The organism is Streptomyces sp. NPDC030820 (assembly GCF_055572075.1).
This window is the reverse complement of the sequence record NZ_JBVIEB010000017.1, coordinates 33,129-48,798: the sequence shown is the minus strand read 5'-3', so window position 1 is coordinate 48,798 and position 15,670 is coordinate 33,129. Positions and strand designations below refer to the sequence as shown.

The following is a 15,670-nucleotide window of genomic DNA, read 5'->3' as shown; positions in this document are numbered from 1 at the left end:
CGGGCCGCGTCCAGAACCGTTCACCCGCTCGGGAAGGGAACGCCGTGACCGCACTGCTCGTCCCCATCGCCCTTGATGTGCTGCTGGTCCGCGGCCCCGGTGCGGCGTTCGCGCCGACCCAGCTGGCCACTCCGGTGGCCGCAGCCCACAACGCCCGCCGCCAGCAGCTCGCACCCGACCCGTTCGGGCCGGACCAGAACCGGGCCCCGGGCGCGTACCTGCACTGGGCGCTGCCCGACGGCTTGAGCCACGCGACGCACGAGGGCACGGACAACGCCGTCTTCCCGGCGATGCCGGAGCGCTGGCTGGTGCTGCGCCTGACCGGCGACGCGACGACCGGCCCTCGTACCGTCACGGCCTGGCTGATCCCCGATGTCAACACCCCCGACGGAAAACCACCCGCCGTGGTGCCGGACGCGCTCGCCGCCGCACCCGTACCGGTGGGGCCGCCGCCCAAGCCCGGCACGGCACTCACCGTCATGGGCACAGGCGACCTTGCGTGGGCGGCGTACTACGACAACGCACAGAACCGGCTGGGCCTGTACGACCCCCTGACCGGGGTCGGCGGCGCGGTGTCGTACCTGGTCTGTGGCTGGTACATCCACCCCGCGGCCGAGCCGCTGTCCGGCGTCGAGCCGACCGCGGTCGGCGACTTCCTGCACGACCGCCGCTGGTCACTGCCCGCGGACGCCGACCCCAAGGCCACCCCGCCCACCGTCACGCTCTGCCACGGCGCCGCGCTCGGCCTGGGCTGGCCCGAGCCGGGCTGGCCGGGCGACGCGGGTGTCCTCGGCGCGGAGACGGGCGGTCCGCCGGCCGCCGAGGCCGTCACGGTCGCGGTGGCCGAGACGATGGCCGAGGCGGCGGCCGTCCTCACCAGCGAACCCGGGGACCCACCACAGCTGACGAGGCTGATGGAGGCCATGGTCGCGGGGGCCCTGGGCACTCTGGCGCATCCGGACGGACCGGCACAGCTGGACACCGACCTGCACCTGTCCCGGTTCCTGGCGCTGCCCAGCGACTCGGGCAGCGAGACCATCTGGCAGCCCGCGATCCCGCAGCCCCCGAGCCCCGGCGAGCGACCGGACCCCGGCCCGCCTGCGCCGGACCGTGCGCAGCCGCGGGACCTGCCGGGCGCCGTCGCCGAGAGCCGCCGCCTGGCAGGGCTCACCCCGGGCGGCGCACCCGGGGCCGCGGAGGCTGCGGCGGGCGGGCCGGCGGACTTCGGCGACCTGGTGACCGCCGGGCGCAGCACCCCCCGGGTGTTCCAGCCGTACGACCCGGTCCTCACCGTCAAGGGAGCGGGCCGCAGCTTCCGCCACGGCGGCGACGGCAGGTACGCGCCCGACGGCACCCTGCTGTGCAGGCTCTCGGGGGACGGCGCCACGCTCACCTGGTTCGGCGCGCCGGGGACACCCGCCGGGCACGCCGCCGACGCCCTGTCGCCTGGCACGCAGGACGCGCTCGCCGCGATCCAGGCGCCCCGAGAGGTCTGGGGGCTGCTCGTCGAGGCCACGGCGCTGGACCCCTCGAGTGCTCCGGATCTCGCCGCCTCGACACCGGGCGTCCCCGCGCCGCACGCCGCGGCCCGCGCCGCGTGGCTCGCCGAGCCGATCACCGCGCCCCAGGCGGTGTTCACCGGCACACTGCCGAGCCCGGTCGCTGCGGTGCCCGCCGTGCGGCCGTGGACACCGGTGCATCTGGAGTGGCGGGTGACCTGGGAGAAGGCCGTGGACGGCGCCCACGGCTTCCAGCTCGGTGCCGTCGACTTCGACCTGCCCGCCGCAGACGAGCTGCCGGCCACCGAGCCACCGCAGGTCATCGACGGCCGCAGTCTGCTCAGCTCCGCCCCTGCCCGGGCCGCGGCGGGCGGCACGGCACAGGCCCTGCACCTGGCACGCACCACCGGCACCCTCGAGGACGAGGCCGCCGACCGCCTGCACGCACGGGTGCGCGCCGCCCGTGCCGACCGCCCCGACGGCACCCCCGGCGCAGCCCCCGGTGTGGAGGGAGTCGTCGCCGACCAGGACCTGCTCGGCGGATCCCTGGAGGGCTTCCTCGCCGGCCTGCGCGGCATGGCCACCGATCCCGTCGTACGTCCCCCGGACAGCACCGCCGATGTCTCCCCGGCGCCGCCCGCGAGCCCTGACGCCGTCCGTGCCGGATTCCTGCGACTGCAGCGGCTGAGGGTGGTCGACGGTTTCGGCCAGTACGTCGACCTGCTCGGCTCGTCCGCCACCGCCTCCGCCGACCAGAACCGCGTCAGGGTGGGGGCGGGCCTCGCCGTCGAGGGCGCGCCGGGGCTCGCCGCCCTGGTGCCCCGTCTGTACGCGCCGTCCCGCCTGCTGCTGCGCTATACGGCGGCCTCGGGGGACCGGCGCGACGCGGACACGGCAATCAGCCCGCTGTGCGGCTTCGTCGTGCCGAGCCCGATCGACGGCTCGCTGGAGTTCTTCGACGCCGACGGTACGGCCCTCGGGCGGCTGCGGGACGACGAGGACCGGGGCACGGTCTGGGAGGAGGACCCGGGCCAGCCCGCCTCGTACGGGAAGCCGCCGAGCACCGCCATTCCCAACCCACACCTCGGCCGCTTCGCCGACGGCCTGCTCGCCGCCGACCTGGCGGCCGCCGCCCGGGCCCACGCGGACGGCTCCCCGCGCCCGCAGACCGCGCTCGCCGCACTGAACCAGCTCATCGACACCACCCGCTGGACCGTCGACCTCACCGGAGGCTCCGGCAACGAGCACACTGCGCTGCTGCTGGGGCATCCGGTGGCCGTCCTGCGCGCCGCAGTACGGCTGGAGGTGCAGGACCGGCGGGCCGTCAGCACGGTGCCTACCACCGCGGTGCCGGCCAAGCTCGGCATCCTCGCCCACACCAAGGACGGCCTCCTCGCCTACACCGTCGCCGACGACTACACCGAGGTCCGCGCAGTCGACGCCGCCGTCGGCGCCGTCGTTCCCCCCGGTGGCGAGGCGATCACCTCTCCGTACGTCAATCTCGAACCGGCGTTCTCCGTGCAGGCCGGGCAGCCCGTTCCGCTCACCCTGCTGGTCGTGCCCGGCACGGAGGTGCACGCCACCACCGGGCTGCTGCCGCAGAAGAGCGTCGGCATGCGCCGCGACTGGCTTGACACCGGACTGGCCAAGCTGACGCCGAACTGGCGCTACGGCCCGCTGCTGCTCGACCGCAAGTCTCCGCGGGTACCCGTCGCCACCGACGTGCACGGCCTGTGGACGTGGCACCACCGCCGGGACCCCGACTCCTGGGCCAGCGAGGTCGTCGTCAACGCCACGGACACCGCACTGCTGCCGGACGACCCGATGCGCGCCGTGGACGGCTGGCTGCAGGTGCGTGTCCTGCCCGACCCGGACTTCCGCGGCATACCGATCCGTGTGTCGTGCATCACCAAGCCGCACATGGACCCGCACCACCGGATCCAGGGCATCGGCGGGCTCAACGGGGACGGCACGCCGTGGTGGATGACCCTGGACAACGCGATCGCCATGGTCGAGAGCGGCCGCTTCTTCTTCCACATCCAGGCGGGCGACGAGCAGGTGCCCCTGGAGGTCGCGGTCTCGGACTCAGGGCGCAAGTTTCTGCGCAGCGTCTTCAACGGCGTCCCCACGGACAACCTGCTGAGCTTGCCCCAGTGCCCCGGACGCCCCTGACGGCGCCGTTCCACCGGACCGCCGGCTACTGAACACCAGGCGATGCGTCAGCCGGGTCCCGGCCGCCACGGCAGCGGCAGGTGGCGCGCCGGATCCGGCTCACGGCCCGGCCCTGCCGGGGTACTGCGCCGGCCGGGCCGGTGCCGGAGGTGGTCGGCGCGAGGAGCGCCGGGCCTGCGGACAGTTGCAGGCCAGCAGCTCCACCGCCCAGCGGTGACGTCCCAGCCGGGCGGAGGACTCGACGCCCTTGCGGGCGATTCGGTGGCGGATGCCCCGGCTGCGGAGCCATCGGCGCAGGTGGACGTACTCGTATCCCCTGTCACCGTAGAGCTTGCCGGGCCGGTGCCGACGGGGTCCCTGGCGGGAGCGTATGGGAGGGATGCCCTTCACCAGCGGGCTCAGGGCCTGGCTGTCGGGGAGGCCCAGCGACAACGGCAGTCCGGTGCGGTCGGTGATCAAGTGGATCTTCGATCCGCTCTTGCCTCGGTCGGTCGGTCGGATTCGGTCCGGTCAATGGCCCCCTTATCTGTTGGAAGGACCGGGTCAAGTCCCGCGGGGCATGGACGGTCTGGTGCGTGGCCGGCCCAGCCTCATCTCGGTGCGCAGACACCTTGGTGGTTGTCTGGCGACATGATGACCGATGGGGTCGGGCTCACGGGGTGCGGCCGCTCGGGGTCGTGTCCCTTCTTGTGCAACGCCGTTGCGTCAGCCGTCAGGCCCGGCGTCGATGTCTCCGTCCTTGACCATCTTGAAGTCCAGCGTGTACGCCTGCACGGTCCGCGGATGTTGGTCCCGCTGGAACTGGTACTTGCTGGCTGTCTTGCGGTAGCGGGCCTTCAGGCGCTGGCGGCGCTGTTCGGGGAGGAGGCTGGCCAGCACGGCCCGGCCGATAGCCCCGATCAACGACGGCGTACTGCCCCGGACAGACCCCGGAGCGACGACACCGCGACGCCCTTGTCGAGCACGGTCTGCTGAGCCCCGGACACAGCACGATTCTCAGGAGGCCGCGCTACCGCCTGAACTCGCCCGTCCGCGATGCGCTGATCTGCCACATGCAGGCCGTCGGCCACGGCGAAGAGTCCGCTGGATGCGCACATGCTGTTCCTGCTCGCCGTCGTGAAGGGAGACCTGCTGAGCGGGGAGTTCGGCCTCAGCTGGAGCCGGCTACGAAAGCTGGGCGTGGTCGACGGTGTGGGGCCGGCGGCTCATCTCCCCGAAGACCTGCGGGACACGAGTATCGTCCTCGGCGCCTTGGAACCGACTCGGGAGAACAGCGGACCGGGCCCCGCGTAAGTGAGTACATGGGTGTCGCATCCCTTGCCGGTTGGAGCGGGCAGGTCATGCGCAGCTGGACCCGCGACCCGGCCCAGGCCGTGCACCGACCGCAAGCATCCTGGCTGGCGGACCAGTTGACGGCTAACCATCCGATGACAGGCGGTCGAGCCACTCGCGCATAGCCTGGAAGATGCCGACGCGGAGCATGGCGCAGAGCGCGTCGGCTTGTCTGCCCGGGAACTGCTGGTTTCGCCGCCGGCAGGATGCTCTGCCGTCTACGGGGGACCTCCAGGCTTCTGGAAGTGCTGCGGCTTTGGGTGTCGGCGCCGTGGCGTACCTCACGTCGAGAGGGGGCGCGGCCGCCTGCGGGCTGTGCGAAGTCCCAGGTCGCAGCGGCGTTTGGGGGATCCTTCGTGCCGCCCTCGCCGGCGCGGTCTGTGACGTAGCCCACTCCAGAAAATCGACTTGTCGATTTAGATTCCCCCAGCACGTGAGCGTTACGAGCACGTTAACCGCCGAGGGGCCGTCTGCCGGCCCTGGAGAGGAGCTGCTGGTGGCAAGCTTTCCTCCGCAGCGTCGCGAGTCCGCGCGGTTGCGTGCGGTCCACAAGCCCCCCGCACGCCGGTACCAGGTGATCCACGGCCACCGCTGGGCCTTCCGGATGGCGGGCAAGGGTCCGGTCCTGCTGCTGATCCACGGCATCGGGGACTCGTCGGACACCTGGGCCGAACTGATCCCCGAGCTGGCCCGGCACCACACGGTCATCGCCCCCGACCTACTGGGCCACGGTTGCTCCGACAAGCCGCGCGGCGACTACTCGGTGCCCGCGTACGCCAACGGCATACGGGACCTACTGGGAGTGCTGGACGTCGACCGGGCGACGCTGGTCGGACACTCCCTCGGCGGCGGTGTGGCCATGCAGTTCGCGTACCAGTTCCCGGACCGGACCGAGCGGCTGGCACTGGTGAGCACGGGCGGCGTGGGACGCGATGTCACTCCGGCGCTGCGCCTGGCCTCGCTGCCCGGGGCCCAGCTGGCTCTGGCCGCGTTGCGGCTTCCGACGGTACGGACGCAGACTGCCATCGCGATTCGGCTGCTGCAGCTGTCTGGCACGGGTCTCGGCGTGGACGCGCCGGATCTCTTGCGTGTGGTGGATGCCCTGCCCGATACGGCCTCCCGCGAGGCGTTCATTCGTACGCTGCGCGCTGTGGTCGACTGGCGCGGTCAAGTAGTGACCATGCTCGACCGCTGTCACCTCACCGCAGGTATGCCGACCCTGCTGGTGTGGGGCTCGCGCGACCAGGTCCTGCCCGCCCTGCACGCCAAGGTGGCACATGCCGCCATGCCCGGCAGCCGTCTGGAGATCTTCGAGGGCGCGGGGCACTTCCCGTTCCACACAGATCCGCAACGCTTCCTTTCCGTTCTGGAGAACTTCGTCGCCACGACGGAGCCGGCCAGCGACCGCACGGAGCAATGGCGAGAGCGGCCGCGCTCGCAGGGGCGCTGACACGGACAAGACGCCGGCATCCGATAGCGCTCCGCGAACGTTCACAGGTTTGCCATGGATGAACGGAAAGCGAGGCAGGGCGGAACCGATGTCTGGACTACTGCGCTGAGGGAGCGGGCCGTGCGGTGAGCACGGGCTGGTAGTACCCGCTGGAGGCCGGAGTGTGCCAGGTGATGTTGGTGAAGCCGGCTTCAGTCACGAACTCTGTCAGCTGCGGGGGCGTCAGCGCCCAGTAGGTGGTCCGGCGGACTCGGACATGCCAGGTGTTCTCCGCGGGGGTGAGCTGGAAGTGCTCCAGGTCGTAACGCTCGCCGTCTTCATGCCAGTGCCACAGCTGGAAGGTGATCACTTGGCCGTCGCGTGTTTCCGAGACCTGGGGAGGCGTCGCCGTGGGTCTGGTCTGGCGCGTCTCGTCGTAGGCCCGGACAGTGATCACCAACAGTCCGTCGTTTCGGAGCACCCGTCTCATGCCGAGGAGTGCCGCCCGGAGATCTTGCCCGGAGAGCAGGTGCGGGAGCGAGTTGTCCGCGCAGAGGATGACATCGAATGACGTCTCTTTGAACGGCAGTTGGCGCATGTCAGCCGCAGCGACCGGAAGCCGGCTGCCCCGGGCCGCCGCCTCGGCGGCGGCGCGTGCGGCGGCGACCGGGCTCAGGTCGCTGCCGACGACCTGGTGCCCGGCCAGGGCCAGCCCGATGGCCTGGGTGCCGATCCCGCACGAGCAGTCCAGGACGGTGTGCGGTCCCGCGCCGAGAGATTGGCGGACGAGCCCGCCCAATACCTCGGCCTGGTAGGCCATGCTCGCGTCCCAGTCCCGGAACATCAGGTGGTAGTCGTGGGCCAACGCGTCGTAGAAGTCCCGCACGGAGAGCTCGGACATGTATCCCACCGTAGTGCGTGGCCGCCAGGGAGGACGGGCAGTTCAGGCAGCTGCTGCCTGACTTCGGCCGCCCCAGCGGATGTCCTTCTCGCTGCGGATACGGGCGCGTTCGCGGCGTTGGGCGGCCAGCACGTCGGGGTGGCGGGTGTTCGCGTTCCGCCGGCGGAGGTAGGCGTGGAGGGCTCGGGTCTGTGCGGTGTGGTTGCGTGGTTGGAGTTGGCGTTGGTGAACTGCCGCAATGGTCCGAAGTGGGCCTCGATCGGGTTGGCCCAGCACGCGTACGTCGAGGTGAAGCACAGCTCGACCCGATTCTTCTTCGCCCAGCGTCGGATCTGTTCGCCCTTGTGGGCGGAGAGGTTGTCCAGGATGACGTAGATCGGGGCACCGTCCGGGCGGGCCGCGCGGATCGACTTCAGGGCGGCCAGGGTATTCGCGGCGCCCTTCTGCCAGCGGTTGACGCCCCACAGGGTGTCGTCGCCGACGGAGTTGCAGCCGTGGAAGTACCGGACGCCGTGGGTGCGGTGGTAGGTCGCGGGATCGCGTTCGGGGTGGCCGGCGCGGACCCAGCCGGCTCCGGCGGCGGGGCGGATGCCGAGCGGGCCGAACTCGTCGAACGCAAACACCCGGTCCGGGAAGTGCTCCAGCACGTGCTCGATCCGGTCGAGCTTGGCGTCGCGCTCGGGGTCGGGGGATGCTGGCCGACGGCGGCGCGGCACCGAGCGGCGGGCCATCGGCGGCGGCGAGGCCGGGCGACCCCCGCCGGCCCAGCCCCGACAGCGCGAGATTCCGCAACTCAGCCCGCCACCGCTACGGCTGGCAGGATCTCGGCGCGAACAACGTGCTCTACCTGCTCGACGCTGAGGGCACTACCCTGGCCCGCACCGAGTACGACGGCCCCGTGCACATCCCCGGCGCCCGGGACGCCGACGCGTAGTAGCGCACGAAAGGCCGTCTGCGCCGGTGACGTCAGCCTCGACGACGCGCAGAACGCCATCATGACCGACTGGACGACCGCGCTCTGCGGCCTCGGCCTGAGCTGAGCGCCCACTCCGCCACGAGGGCCGATGCCTTCCCCCGGGAGGCACCGGCCCTTGCGCCCTGCGCCGTCCCGGTGCCCGTCTTTGAGCCGGGCCGGCGGCGGCAAGGCCAACGGCCCCGGGAGGACGAACCCGGGGCCGGGGCGAGCATCAGTAGCTATGGGTGCAGTCGACGTTCCCGCTCCACGTACCGCACGCCCACGCCTTCACGTCCTTGTCGTTGACCATGACACTGAAGAAGTGGCCGCTGCCGTACGTGGTGTACTGCTTGCCCTGGTCGTTCTTGATCTGGATCTTGGAGCCGGACGGGGCGCTGATCACGAAGCGGCCCCAGGCGGCGCGGCACGAGGGGCTGTAGCGCAGCTCCATGGCCGTGATCGGGCCGCTGCCCTCGGCCACCGTGCGGGCGTCGTTGGCGCAGGTCGTACTGGCGGGGTTCAGGCCGTTGCAGGAGGAGCCGTAGCAACTGGTGGTGGCGGAGGCGGAGGGCGCGGCGACCAGGCCACTGGCCAGCAGCGCTCCGGTGCCCAGGAGGACGGCTGCGAGGTGCTTCATGGGATGCCTTTCCGGTTCGGGTCGGGTCGGAGGGTCAGGAGCTGGCGGCGGAGGTGCAGGCGGAGCTGCCGCCGCAGTAGGTGATGTCCCAGTGGTTGCTTTCGCGGGCGTAGACGTTGCCCGCCGAGGAGCGGTAGCGCACCGCGCCGTCACCCCGGTTGGAGATGTGGGTGAAGCTGCTGGTGATGTAGTTGCTTACGCACGTATTCGGGGTGATGGTCGGCCTTGTAGCCGTTGTGGTGGCTGTACGTGCCCGAGGCATGCCCCACCTCGGTGCCGCCCGTGACGTTGATCGCACAGCCACTGGCCCTCTTGAGGGTCACGAGACCGTCGACGGTGGCTTGGTTGATCTGCTCGAACGACGTGCAGGCGGAGTTGGAGCGGGTGGTGCAGTTGCCACTGGAGGACCACGTGACCCCGACCGCGCGCAGCTGGGAGGCGGCGGCCGACTGCGAGAGCTTGGTGACGGCGAACGCGTGGCCGGGCAGGGCAAACACGGTGGCGGCACCGAGGGCCCCGGCGACGAGGCCGAGACGGCGCATGCTGCGGATGTGGGGCACGGCGAATTCTCCCTTGTCGGTGGTGCCGGTGCGAGGGCTGCGGTTCGCGGACCGGCAGTGTCTTTGGGCCGCGGCGCGGTCAGTTGACCAGCGCCAGCCATGTGTTGGGGCCGACGATGCCGTCCGGGGTCAGGTGGCTGCGGGTTTGGAAGGCGACCACGGCGTCATGCGTCGCCGCCCCGAAGGAGCCGTCGATCGACAGCGCCGCGCCACGGGCTTTCAGTTCGGCCTGCACCGCGCTGACGGCCGGGCCGTGATCGCCTTCCTTGACAGTGGTGATGAGGGCTTGCCAGGTCTTGGGGCCGACGACGCCGTCGGGGGTGAGCTGGTTGCGGGTTTGGAAGGCGATCACGGCGTCATGCGTCGCCGCCCCGAAGGAGCCGTCGATCGACAGCGCCGCGCCATGGGCGTTGAGCAGGTACTGGACCGTGGTCACCTGCCGGCCGTTGTAGCCCTGCTGGACGACCGGCCATGCTCCGGCCGGTGGCGGCGGCGGTGGCGTGTAGGTTCCGTTGGCGGCGAGGTCCCGCAGGGCCTGCTCGGTGCCGTTGAACACGTCCTGGTCGCCGGGAAACGTGCCGGAGTCGGAGGTCTGCCAGAACGCGTACGTGGACCAACTGTTGGGCAGGGGATGCGGAGTACCGGTGTAGCTGCCCACCCAGAGCAGATTGGTGGCGGCGAAGGCAGTGGAATTGCCGGTGCACTGCGACCACCACGAGGCGTTCGTGTTGATCACCGGATGGCGGCCTGTGCGGCGCCGGTACTCGTCGTCGAACGAGGCGATCCAGCGGACCGTCGCAGCCGGGCTGACGCCGTAGCAGGCGGGCAGGCCCGGCGTGGCCTCCACATCGAGGACGCCGGGCAGAGTCCTGCCGTCCGGCTGCCAGGCGCCTCCGTGGTCGACGAAGTAGTCCGCCTGGGCGCTGCCGGAGGACTTTTCCGGCCTGGCGAAGTGATAGGCGCCGCGGATCAGCCCGACCGCCGCTGCACCGTCGTACTGCTGGGAGAAGCGGGAGCTGATGTAGGAGGTGCCCTCGGTCGCCTTGACGTAAGCGAAGGAGGCTCCGCCGGCGGCGACCGCGGACCAGTCCACAGTCTCCTGGTAGGCGCTGACGTCGAGCCCTTGCACGGCAGCGTCCGTCGCCTGCCGCGACCGCGTGCCCTGGGCCGTCGCCGATGCTGCGACCGGTGCGGCAAACAGTGCCGCCGTGACGGTCGCCACGGTCAGCGTGCCAAGTAACCCAGCCCACGCACCGCGTCCGAGAGGGGGTGATGCCCCCTGGCAGTGCCGAGGAGTTCGAAAAAGAAGCGTCATCCATGGATTCCTTTCGTTGGTCCGCGCCCTTCGTCTCCGGTCACGGGCCTCGCCTCCCCGGCCCGGCCGTGGAGGGCAGCAGCCGCTGTCGGCCTGACGGCTGCCGACCCGGTACATGCTTCTGGGCCGACCCGTTGTTGCGCACCCTGCATCGCCGCGTGCAACAAAACGTCGCGGCAGGCCGGCCGTAGGCGTCGGTCGGCTGAATGACGCTGTTCAGGGATGCGGCGGTGACGAAGCCGGTGCGACTGTTGTCCCTCACTGTTCGCGTTGACCATGGGGGACAGGATGGGGCGTCGTGAGGGACCGCTGGATCCGGCGGACGGGCCGGTCCAGCGCTTCGCGTTCGACTTACGGAAACTGCGTCAGGAGGCCGGAGGCCTGACCTACCGGGCCATGGCTCAGCAGACGGGCTATTCGGTCGCCACCTTGTCGCGGGCGGCCGCAGGTGGCCAACTGCCCTCGCTGGAGGTGGCCCTGGCTTATGTGCGGGCATGCGGTGCGGATCCCGGGGAATGGGAGCAGCGCTGGCAGGCGGCGGCTCGGGAGGTGGCAGCCGAGCCGGAGGACACCGAAGACACGGAGGCCCCGTACCGAGGGCTGGCCCGCTTCGAACCCGGCGACCGGGACCTGTTCTTCGGACGTGACCAGCTCGTGGCCCAGCTTGCCGAGCGGGTGAGGGCCCGCCGCATGATCGCGGTGGTGGGCGCCTCCGGCTGTGGCAAGTCCTCCCTCCTGCGCGCGGGCCTCCTGCCCTCCCTCCAAGCCCAGCAGTCATCGGGTTGCCGACTGGCAGCCATCAGGATCCTCACCCCGGGGCCGCGCCCCTCGTCCGTCCACGCCCATGTGTTGACGGCGAGTCACGAAGCCGGTGACACGGTGGTCGTGGTCGACCAGTTCGAGGAGATCTTCACGCTGTGCACGGACCCGGCTGAGCGTGCGACATTCCTCGACCTGCTGGTGAGGGCGGTGGAACCGGAGAGCAGGCTGCGGGTGGTGATCGCGGTACGGGCCGACTTCCTCGGCCGCTGCGCCGAGCATCGTCCGCTGGCCACGGCCCTCACCGACGCCACCTTCCTCCTCGGCCCCATGGGACCGGACGAACTGCGCGACGCGATCGTCAAACCCGCCGCGGCCGCAGGCCTGATCGTGGAGCGCGCGTTGACGGCGAGGATCGTCGAGGACGTGGCCGAGGAGCCCGGCGGACTGCCACTCATGTCCCACGCTCTGCTGGAGACCTGGCGCCGCCGCAAAGGCCGCACCCTCACTCTGGCGGCCTACGAGGCCGCAGGTGGTGTCCATGGCGCTCTCACCCGCACCGCCGAAGAGCTGTACACCCGCCTCTCACCGGAGCAGGCCGAGGCCGCCCGGCGTATCCTGCTGCGACTGATCACGCCCGGGGAAGGAGCCCAGGACACCAGCCGTCCCGCCGAGCACGCCGAACTGCGGGCGCTGAGCGCCACCGGCCGGCCGAGCAAGGCGGCTTCGGTACTGGAACAACTGGCCCGCGCGCGGCTGGTCACACTCGACGGCGACATGGTGCACCTGGCCCACGAAGCGTTGATCACGGCATGGCCGCGGCTGCAGTCCTGGATCGACGGCGCCCGTGAACGTCTGCGGGTCCACCACCAACTCATCGAGGCCGCCCGCGCCTGGGACGCTCTCGACCAGGACACCGGGGCCCTGTACCGCGGCACCCGCCTCGCCAGGGCCGAGGAGCTTCTCACCGGGTATCGCGCGGACCTCACCCCGGCCGAGGCGGCGTTCCTCGACGCCAGCATCGCCGCCCGCGAGCAGGAGCAGCGGGCGGCGGCCCGCACCGCCCGGCGCATCCGGGTGCTGCTGGCCGCGGTGTCCGCCCTTCTCCTGCTCGCGTCGACGGCCGCTGTCATCGCCTTCCAGCAGCGCTCGCTGGCCCGCGCCGGCCGTGACCTCGCAGTGGCCGAGCAGGTGGTGGCCGAGGCCGGCCAGCTGAATGCGACCGATCCCTCACTGGCGGCGCGGATGTACGTGGCGGCGCACCGGCTGCGGTCGGACCGCGAAGCCGCCGCCGGCCTGCTGGACACGCAGAACATCGCGCTGTCCTCCGTACTGTCCGGACACTCCCAGGCGGTATACGCGGTGGCGTTCTCACCGGACGGGCGGATTCTGGCGACGGGCGCCGGGGACCGCACCATCCGACTGTGGAGCCTGGCCGACCCCGCGCACCCCGTCCCGCTCGGCAAGCCGCTGACCGGGCACACCGACTGGGTGTACTGGCTGCAGTTCTCCCCGGACGGTCACACCCTGGCCAGCGCGAGCCGGGATCGTACGGCACGACTGTGGGACGTCCGCGACCCTCGACACCCGAGGGCCCTCGGAAGGCCGCTTACCGGGCACCGCGATTTCGTCTTCTCCGTGTCGTTCAGCCACGACGGGCACATCCTGGCCACCGCCAGCCAAGACCACACCGTGCGGCTGTGGGACGTCTCCGAGCCGGCCCGCGCCAAGGCACTGGGCCACCCGCTCACCGGGTCCAGTGAGGCCGTCGCCTCGGCCGCTTTCAGCCCGGACGGCCGCACGGTGGCGGCCCCCGGCCACGATCACCTGATCCGACTGTGGAACGTCACGGACCCGACCCGGCCGCAACTGTGGCGGAAGCCGCTGAGCACCCCCGACGTCGTCTACGCGGTCGCCTTCCGCCGAGACAGCAAACTCATGGCCAGCGTGGGCAACGACGACAAGGTGCGACTATGGGACGTGTCCGACCCGGCGCGCGCCGAGCCGCTGGGCCAGCCGCTGACCGGTCACACCGACACCCTGCTCGCGGTGGCGTTCTCACCGGACGGCCGGACACTTGCCACAGCCGGCGCGGACCATGCCATCCGGCTGTGGGACGTCTCCGACCCGCGGCATCCGGCCGCCCTCGGGCAGCCGTTGATCGGCCACACCGGATTCGTCAACTGGCTGGCCTTCAGCCCCGATGGGCGGTCGCTGGCCAGCGCCAGCGACGACCACGCCGTACGTCTGTGGCATCTGCCGCGTGCCTTCCTGGCCGGCCATCTCGGCAGCGTCACCGGCATCGCGTACAGCAGGGACGGCCGTGTACTGGCCGGCGCGAGCGGCGGAAGGGTACGGCTCTGGGACGTCCGTGATCCGGCGGGCGGCAGGCAGGTGAGCGAGCTGCCGGGTCAGCACCTCGCCCTCCGGGTGATGTTCCAGCCGCGGGGCCGGCTGCTCGCGAGCGCCGACGCCGACGGCACCGTGCGGCTGTGGGACGTCTCCGCCCCGGACCGCCCCCGGCAGGCCGGCCTGATCCGCACCGGCGGCGCCGACCAGGCCGATGGCGTGCTGGCCTTCACACCCGACGGGAATGTACTGATCACAGGCGGGCCCAGGTACGGCATCCGGCTGTGGAACGTCACCGATCCCGCACGCCCCGCCGCCCTGGGCAGCGCGCTGACCGGCCACATCAGCTTCGTCCACTGGGTGGGCGTCAGCCCGGACGGCCATACCCTGGCCAGCACGAGCGAGGACGACAAGGTCCGCCTGTGGGACATCCGCGACCGGGTCCGTCCCAGGCGCCTGCCGGACATCCGCACAGGCGACACAGGGGGCACGTTGTGGGGCGCCTTCAGCCCTGACGGACGGCTGCTGGCCACCGCCGGTGTCGGCCACGATGTACGCCTGTGGAACCTCAGCGACCCCGCGCACGCCTCGGCCACCGGCAACTCGCTGACCGGGCACACCGGCCGGGTGACCTGGGTGGGTTTCAGTGCGGACGGTCACACGCTGGCCTCCGCCGGCGAGGACCGGAGCGTCTTGCTGTGGGACCTGACCGACCCGGCTCGCCCCGCTCCCTGGGGCAGGGCGCTCACAGCCGGTCATACCGGAGCCATCGAGACGGCCGCGTACCGCCCGGACGGACAACTTCTGGCCACAGCGGGACCGGACGGCATGATCGAGTTCACGCCCCTCGGGCTCGGCCCGGCGATCCGGCGGATCTGCGCCGGCACCGCGGGTCTGCTCACCCCGGCGCAATGGCGGGACTACGTACGGGACCTTCCCTACTCTCAGCCATGCCGCGCCTGACGCGGGGTCTCCCTCACACTGTCGTCGCCCTTGCCCCGCATTCCCCGGCGCCGGGGCGACGGCTGGTCGCCCGACACAGGTAAGCCAACCCTCGCCAGCGACCCGTCCGTGAGTGTTTGTTTCACGCTGCGACAGGGGCCTGTGCAACAACCGGTCGGCCCGCAACCTGGTGTTCGGCGGGCACCCGACGGCCTCTCGGCAGGCGACGTCGGTCAGTGGTGCGGCGGCGTCCAGCACGGCCAGTTCGGTCAGTTCGGCCGGCGGCTCGCGTCCTCGGCCACCGCCTGCCGTCCCACTCCCGTGCCTGTCTCTCTCGCATCCAAGGAGGCATCATGCCCACTGCAATGCCGCTCCACCGCGTCGCCCGCGGGCTCGGCGCATTCTTCGGCGCCGCAGTCCTCTGCGCCACCGCCGCCACCGCCCAGGCAGGAGCGGTCCCGGCCGACCAGCCCACCACGAAGGCATCAGAGGCCTCGGTGGCTCCGGTCGCCTGCGGAAATCACACCGACTACTTCCGGGTCTGGACCAAATACCACGGTTTCCCCGCGTGCTTCCACAACACGGGCTTCAAGTCCTTCTCGCCGACGTGGACCTCGTACGGAATCTGTGCCGGCGCCTACTCCGGGTACGTCAACTACATCGTCGACGGTGTGGAGATCGGCGACCAGTTCACCGCCGGCAACTGCATCGACTGGTCGCGGGCCTACGGAACGGTCGAGGTCGTCGGCTTCAAGCTCACCCGCAGCTGAGCCGCCACTCGTCCGGTCAACGACAGCCACGTCCGTCCTCGACCGATCGG

Annotated in this window: 10 protein-coding genes and 3 pseudogenes; 6 read left to right on the top strand and 7 right to left on the bottom strand. The window is 71.4% G+C overall.

The window, feature by feature from the left end:
* The first annotated feature begins 44 nt into the window (after nucleotides 1-44).
* On the top strand, nucleotides 45-3,671 hold the full coding sequence (locus ACZ418_RS35810) for a DUF3892 domain-containing protein (protein WP_468371344.1): 3,627 nt from the start codon (nucleotides 45-47) through the stop codon (nucleotides 3,669-3,671).
* Nucleotides 3,672-3,824: 153 nt separating this feature from the next.
* On the opposite strand, the pseudogene ACZ418_RS35805 reads toward ACZ418_RS35810, so the two are convergent.
* Together ACZ418_RS35805 and ACZ418_RS35800 are read right to left on the bottom strand one after the other, a co-directional pair.
* Nucleotides 3,825-4,209, bottom strand: a pseudogene (locus ACZ418_RS35805) (transposase); the annotation flags it as partial.
* 167 nt (nucleotides 4,210-4,376) lie between these two features.
* The gene (locus tag ACZ418_RS35800; protein ID WP_468371342.1) at nucleotides 4,377-4,550 is read right to left on the bottom strand and encodes a hypothetical protein; all 174 of its coding nucleotides are present in this window, start codon (nucleotides 4,548-4,550) and stop codon (nucleotides 4,377-4,379) included.
* 216 nt (nucleotides 4,551-4,766) lie between these two features.
* On the opposite strand from ACZ418_RS35800, the gene ACZ418_RS35795 reads away from it, so the two are divergent.
* Both ACZ418_RS35795 and ACZ418_RS35790 read left to right on the top strand, forming a co-directional pair.
* The gene (locus tag ACZ418_RS35795; RefSeq protein ID WP_468371340.1) at nucleotides 4,767-4,964 is read left to right on the top strand and encodes a hypothetical protein; all 198 of its coding nucleotides are present in this window, start codon (nucleotides 4,767-4,769) and stop codon (nucleotides 4,962-4,964) included.
* A gap of 532 nt (nucleotides 4,965-5,496) precedes the next feature.
* Nucleotides 5,497-6,453, top strand: coding sequence for an alpha/beta fold hydrolase (locus ACZ418_RS35790; protein WP_468371502.1), 957 nt, complete (start codon nucleotides 5,497-5,499; stop codon nucleotides 6,451-6,453).
* 97 nt (nucleotides 6,454-6,550) lie between these two features.
* Here the strand turns inward: ACZ418_RS35790 and ACZ418_RS35785 are convergent, their stop codons facing one another.
* Both ACZ418_RS35785 and ACZ418_RS35780 read right to left on the bottom strand, forming a co-directional pair.
* Nucleotides 6,551-7,333, bottom strand: a complete 783-nt coding sequence (locus ACZ418_RS35785) for a class I SAM-dependent methyltransferase (RefSeq protein WP_468371339.1) — start codon at nucleotides 7,331-7,333, stop codon at nucleotides 6,551-6,553.
* A 42-nt stretch (nucleotides 7,334-7,375) separates the two neighbouring features.
* Nucleotides 7,376-8,064: pseudogene (locus tag ACZ418_RS35780) on the bottom strand (transposase); the annotation flags it as partial.
* On the opposite strand from ACZ418_RS35780, the gene ACZ418_RS35775 reads away from it, so the two are divergent.
* Nucleotides 8,025-8,267: a hypothetical protein gene (locus ACZ418_RS35775; RefSeq protein WP_468371338.1), complete on the top strand. Its 243-nt coding sequence runs from the start codon at nucleotides 8,025-8,027 to the stop codon at nucleotides 8,265-8,267. The pseudogene ACZ418_RS35780 and the gene ACZ418_RS35775 sit on opposite strands and share 40 nt — an antisense overlap.
* 253 nt (nucleotides 8,268-8,520) lie before the next feature.
* Here ACZ418_RS35775 and ACZ418_RS35770 read toward each other — a convergent pair whose 3' ends face one another.
* The 3 genes and pseudogenes from ACZ418_RS35770 to ACZ418_RS35760 form a co-directional block, all read right to left on the bottom strand.
* Complete coding sequence (locus tag ACZ418_RS35770) at nucleotides 8,521-8,925, bottom strand: DUF2690 domain-containing protein (RefSeq protein WP_468371336.1); 405 nt, start codon at nucleotides 8,923-8,925, stop codon at nucleotides 8,521-8,523.
* Nucleotides 8,926-8,959: 34 nt separating this feature from the next.
* Nucleotides 8,960-9,467, bottom strand: a pseudogene (locus ACZ418_RS35765) (hypothetical protein).
* 97 nt (nucleotides 9,468-9,564) lie between these two features.
* Nucleotides 9,565-10,614 carry a GH25 family lysozyme gene (locus tag ACZ418_RS35760; protein ID WP_468371335.1) on the bottom strand — a complete coding sequence of 350 codons (1,050 nt, stop codon included), beginning with the start codon at nucleotides 10,612-10,614 and terminating at the stop codon, nucleotides 9,565-9,567.
* Between the two features lie 474 nt (nucleotides 10,615-11,088).
* Between ACZ418_RS35760 and ACZ418_RS35755 the strand changes: the two genes are divergently transcribed.
* Together ACZ418_RS35755 and ACZ418_RS35750 are read left to right on the top strand one after the other, a co-directional pair.
* Nucleotides 11,089-14,871 (top strand): nSTAND1 domain-containing NTPase, encoded by a 3,783-nt coding sequence (locus ACZ418_RS35755; RefSeq protein WP_468371334.1) that lies wholly within the window; start codon nucleotides 11,089-11,091, stop codon nucleotides 14,869-14,871.
* A 332-nt stretch (nucleotides 14,872-15,203) separates the two neighbouring features.
* Entirely contained in the window at nucleotides 15,204-15,620 is a 417-nt protein-coding gene (locus ACZ418_RS35750; RefSeq protein ID WP_468371332.1) for a hypothetical protein, read from the top strand.
* Nucleotides 15,621-15,670: the final 50 nt, after the last annotated feature.

Coding starts and splice junctions, on each gene's coding strand:
- ACZ418_RS35785 (WP_468371339.1), bottom strand. CDS start 7,333: ATGTCCGAGCTCTCCGTGCGGGACTTCTACGACGCGTTGGCCCACGAC.
- ACZ418_RS35750 (WP_468371332.1), top strand. CDS start 15,204: ATGCCCACTGCAATGCCGCTCCACCGCGTCGCCCGCGGGCTCGGCGCA.
- ACZ418_RS35770 (WP_468371336.1), bottom strand. CDS start 8,925: ATGAAGCACCTCGCAGCCGTCCTCCTGGGCACCGGAGCGCTGCTGGCC.
- ACZ418_RS35775 (WP_468371338.1), top strand. CDS start 8,025: ATGCTGGCCGACGGCGGCGCGGCACCGAGCGGCGGGCCATCGGCGGCG.
- ACZ418_RS35755 (WP_468371334.1), top strand. CDS start 11,089: ATGGGGCGTCGTGAGGGACCGCTGGATCCGGCGGACGGGCCGGTCCAG.
- ACZ418_RS35795 (WP_468371340.1), top strand. CDS start 4,767: ATGCTGTTCCTGCTCGCCGTCGTGAAGGGAGACCTGCTGAGCGGGGAG.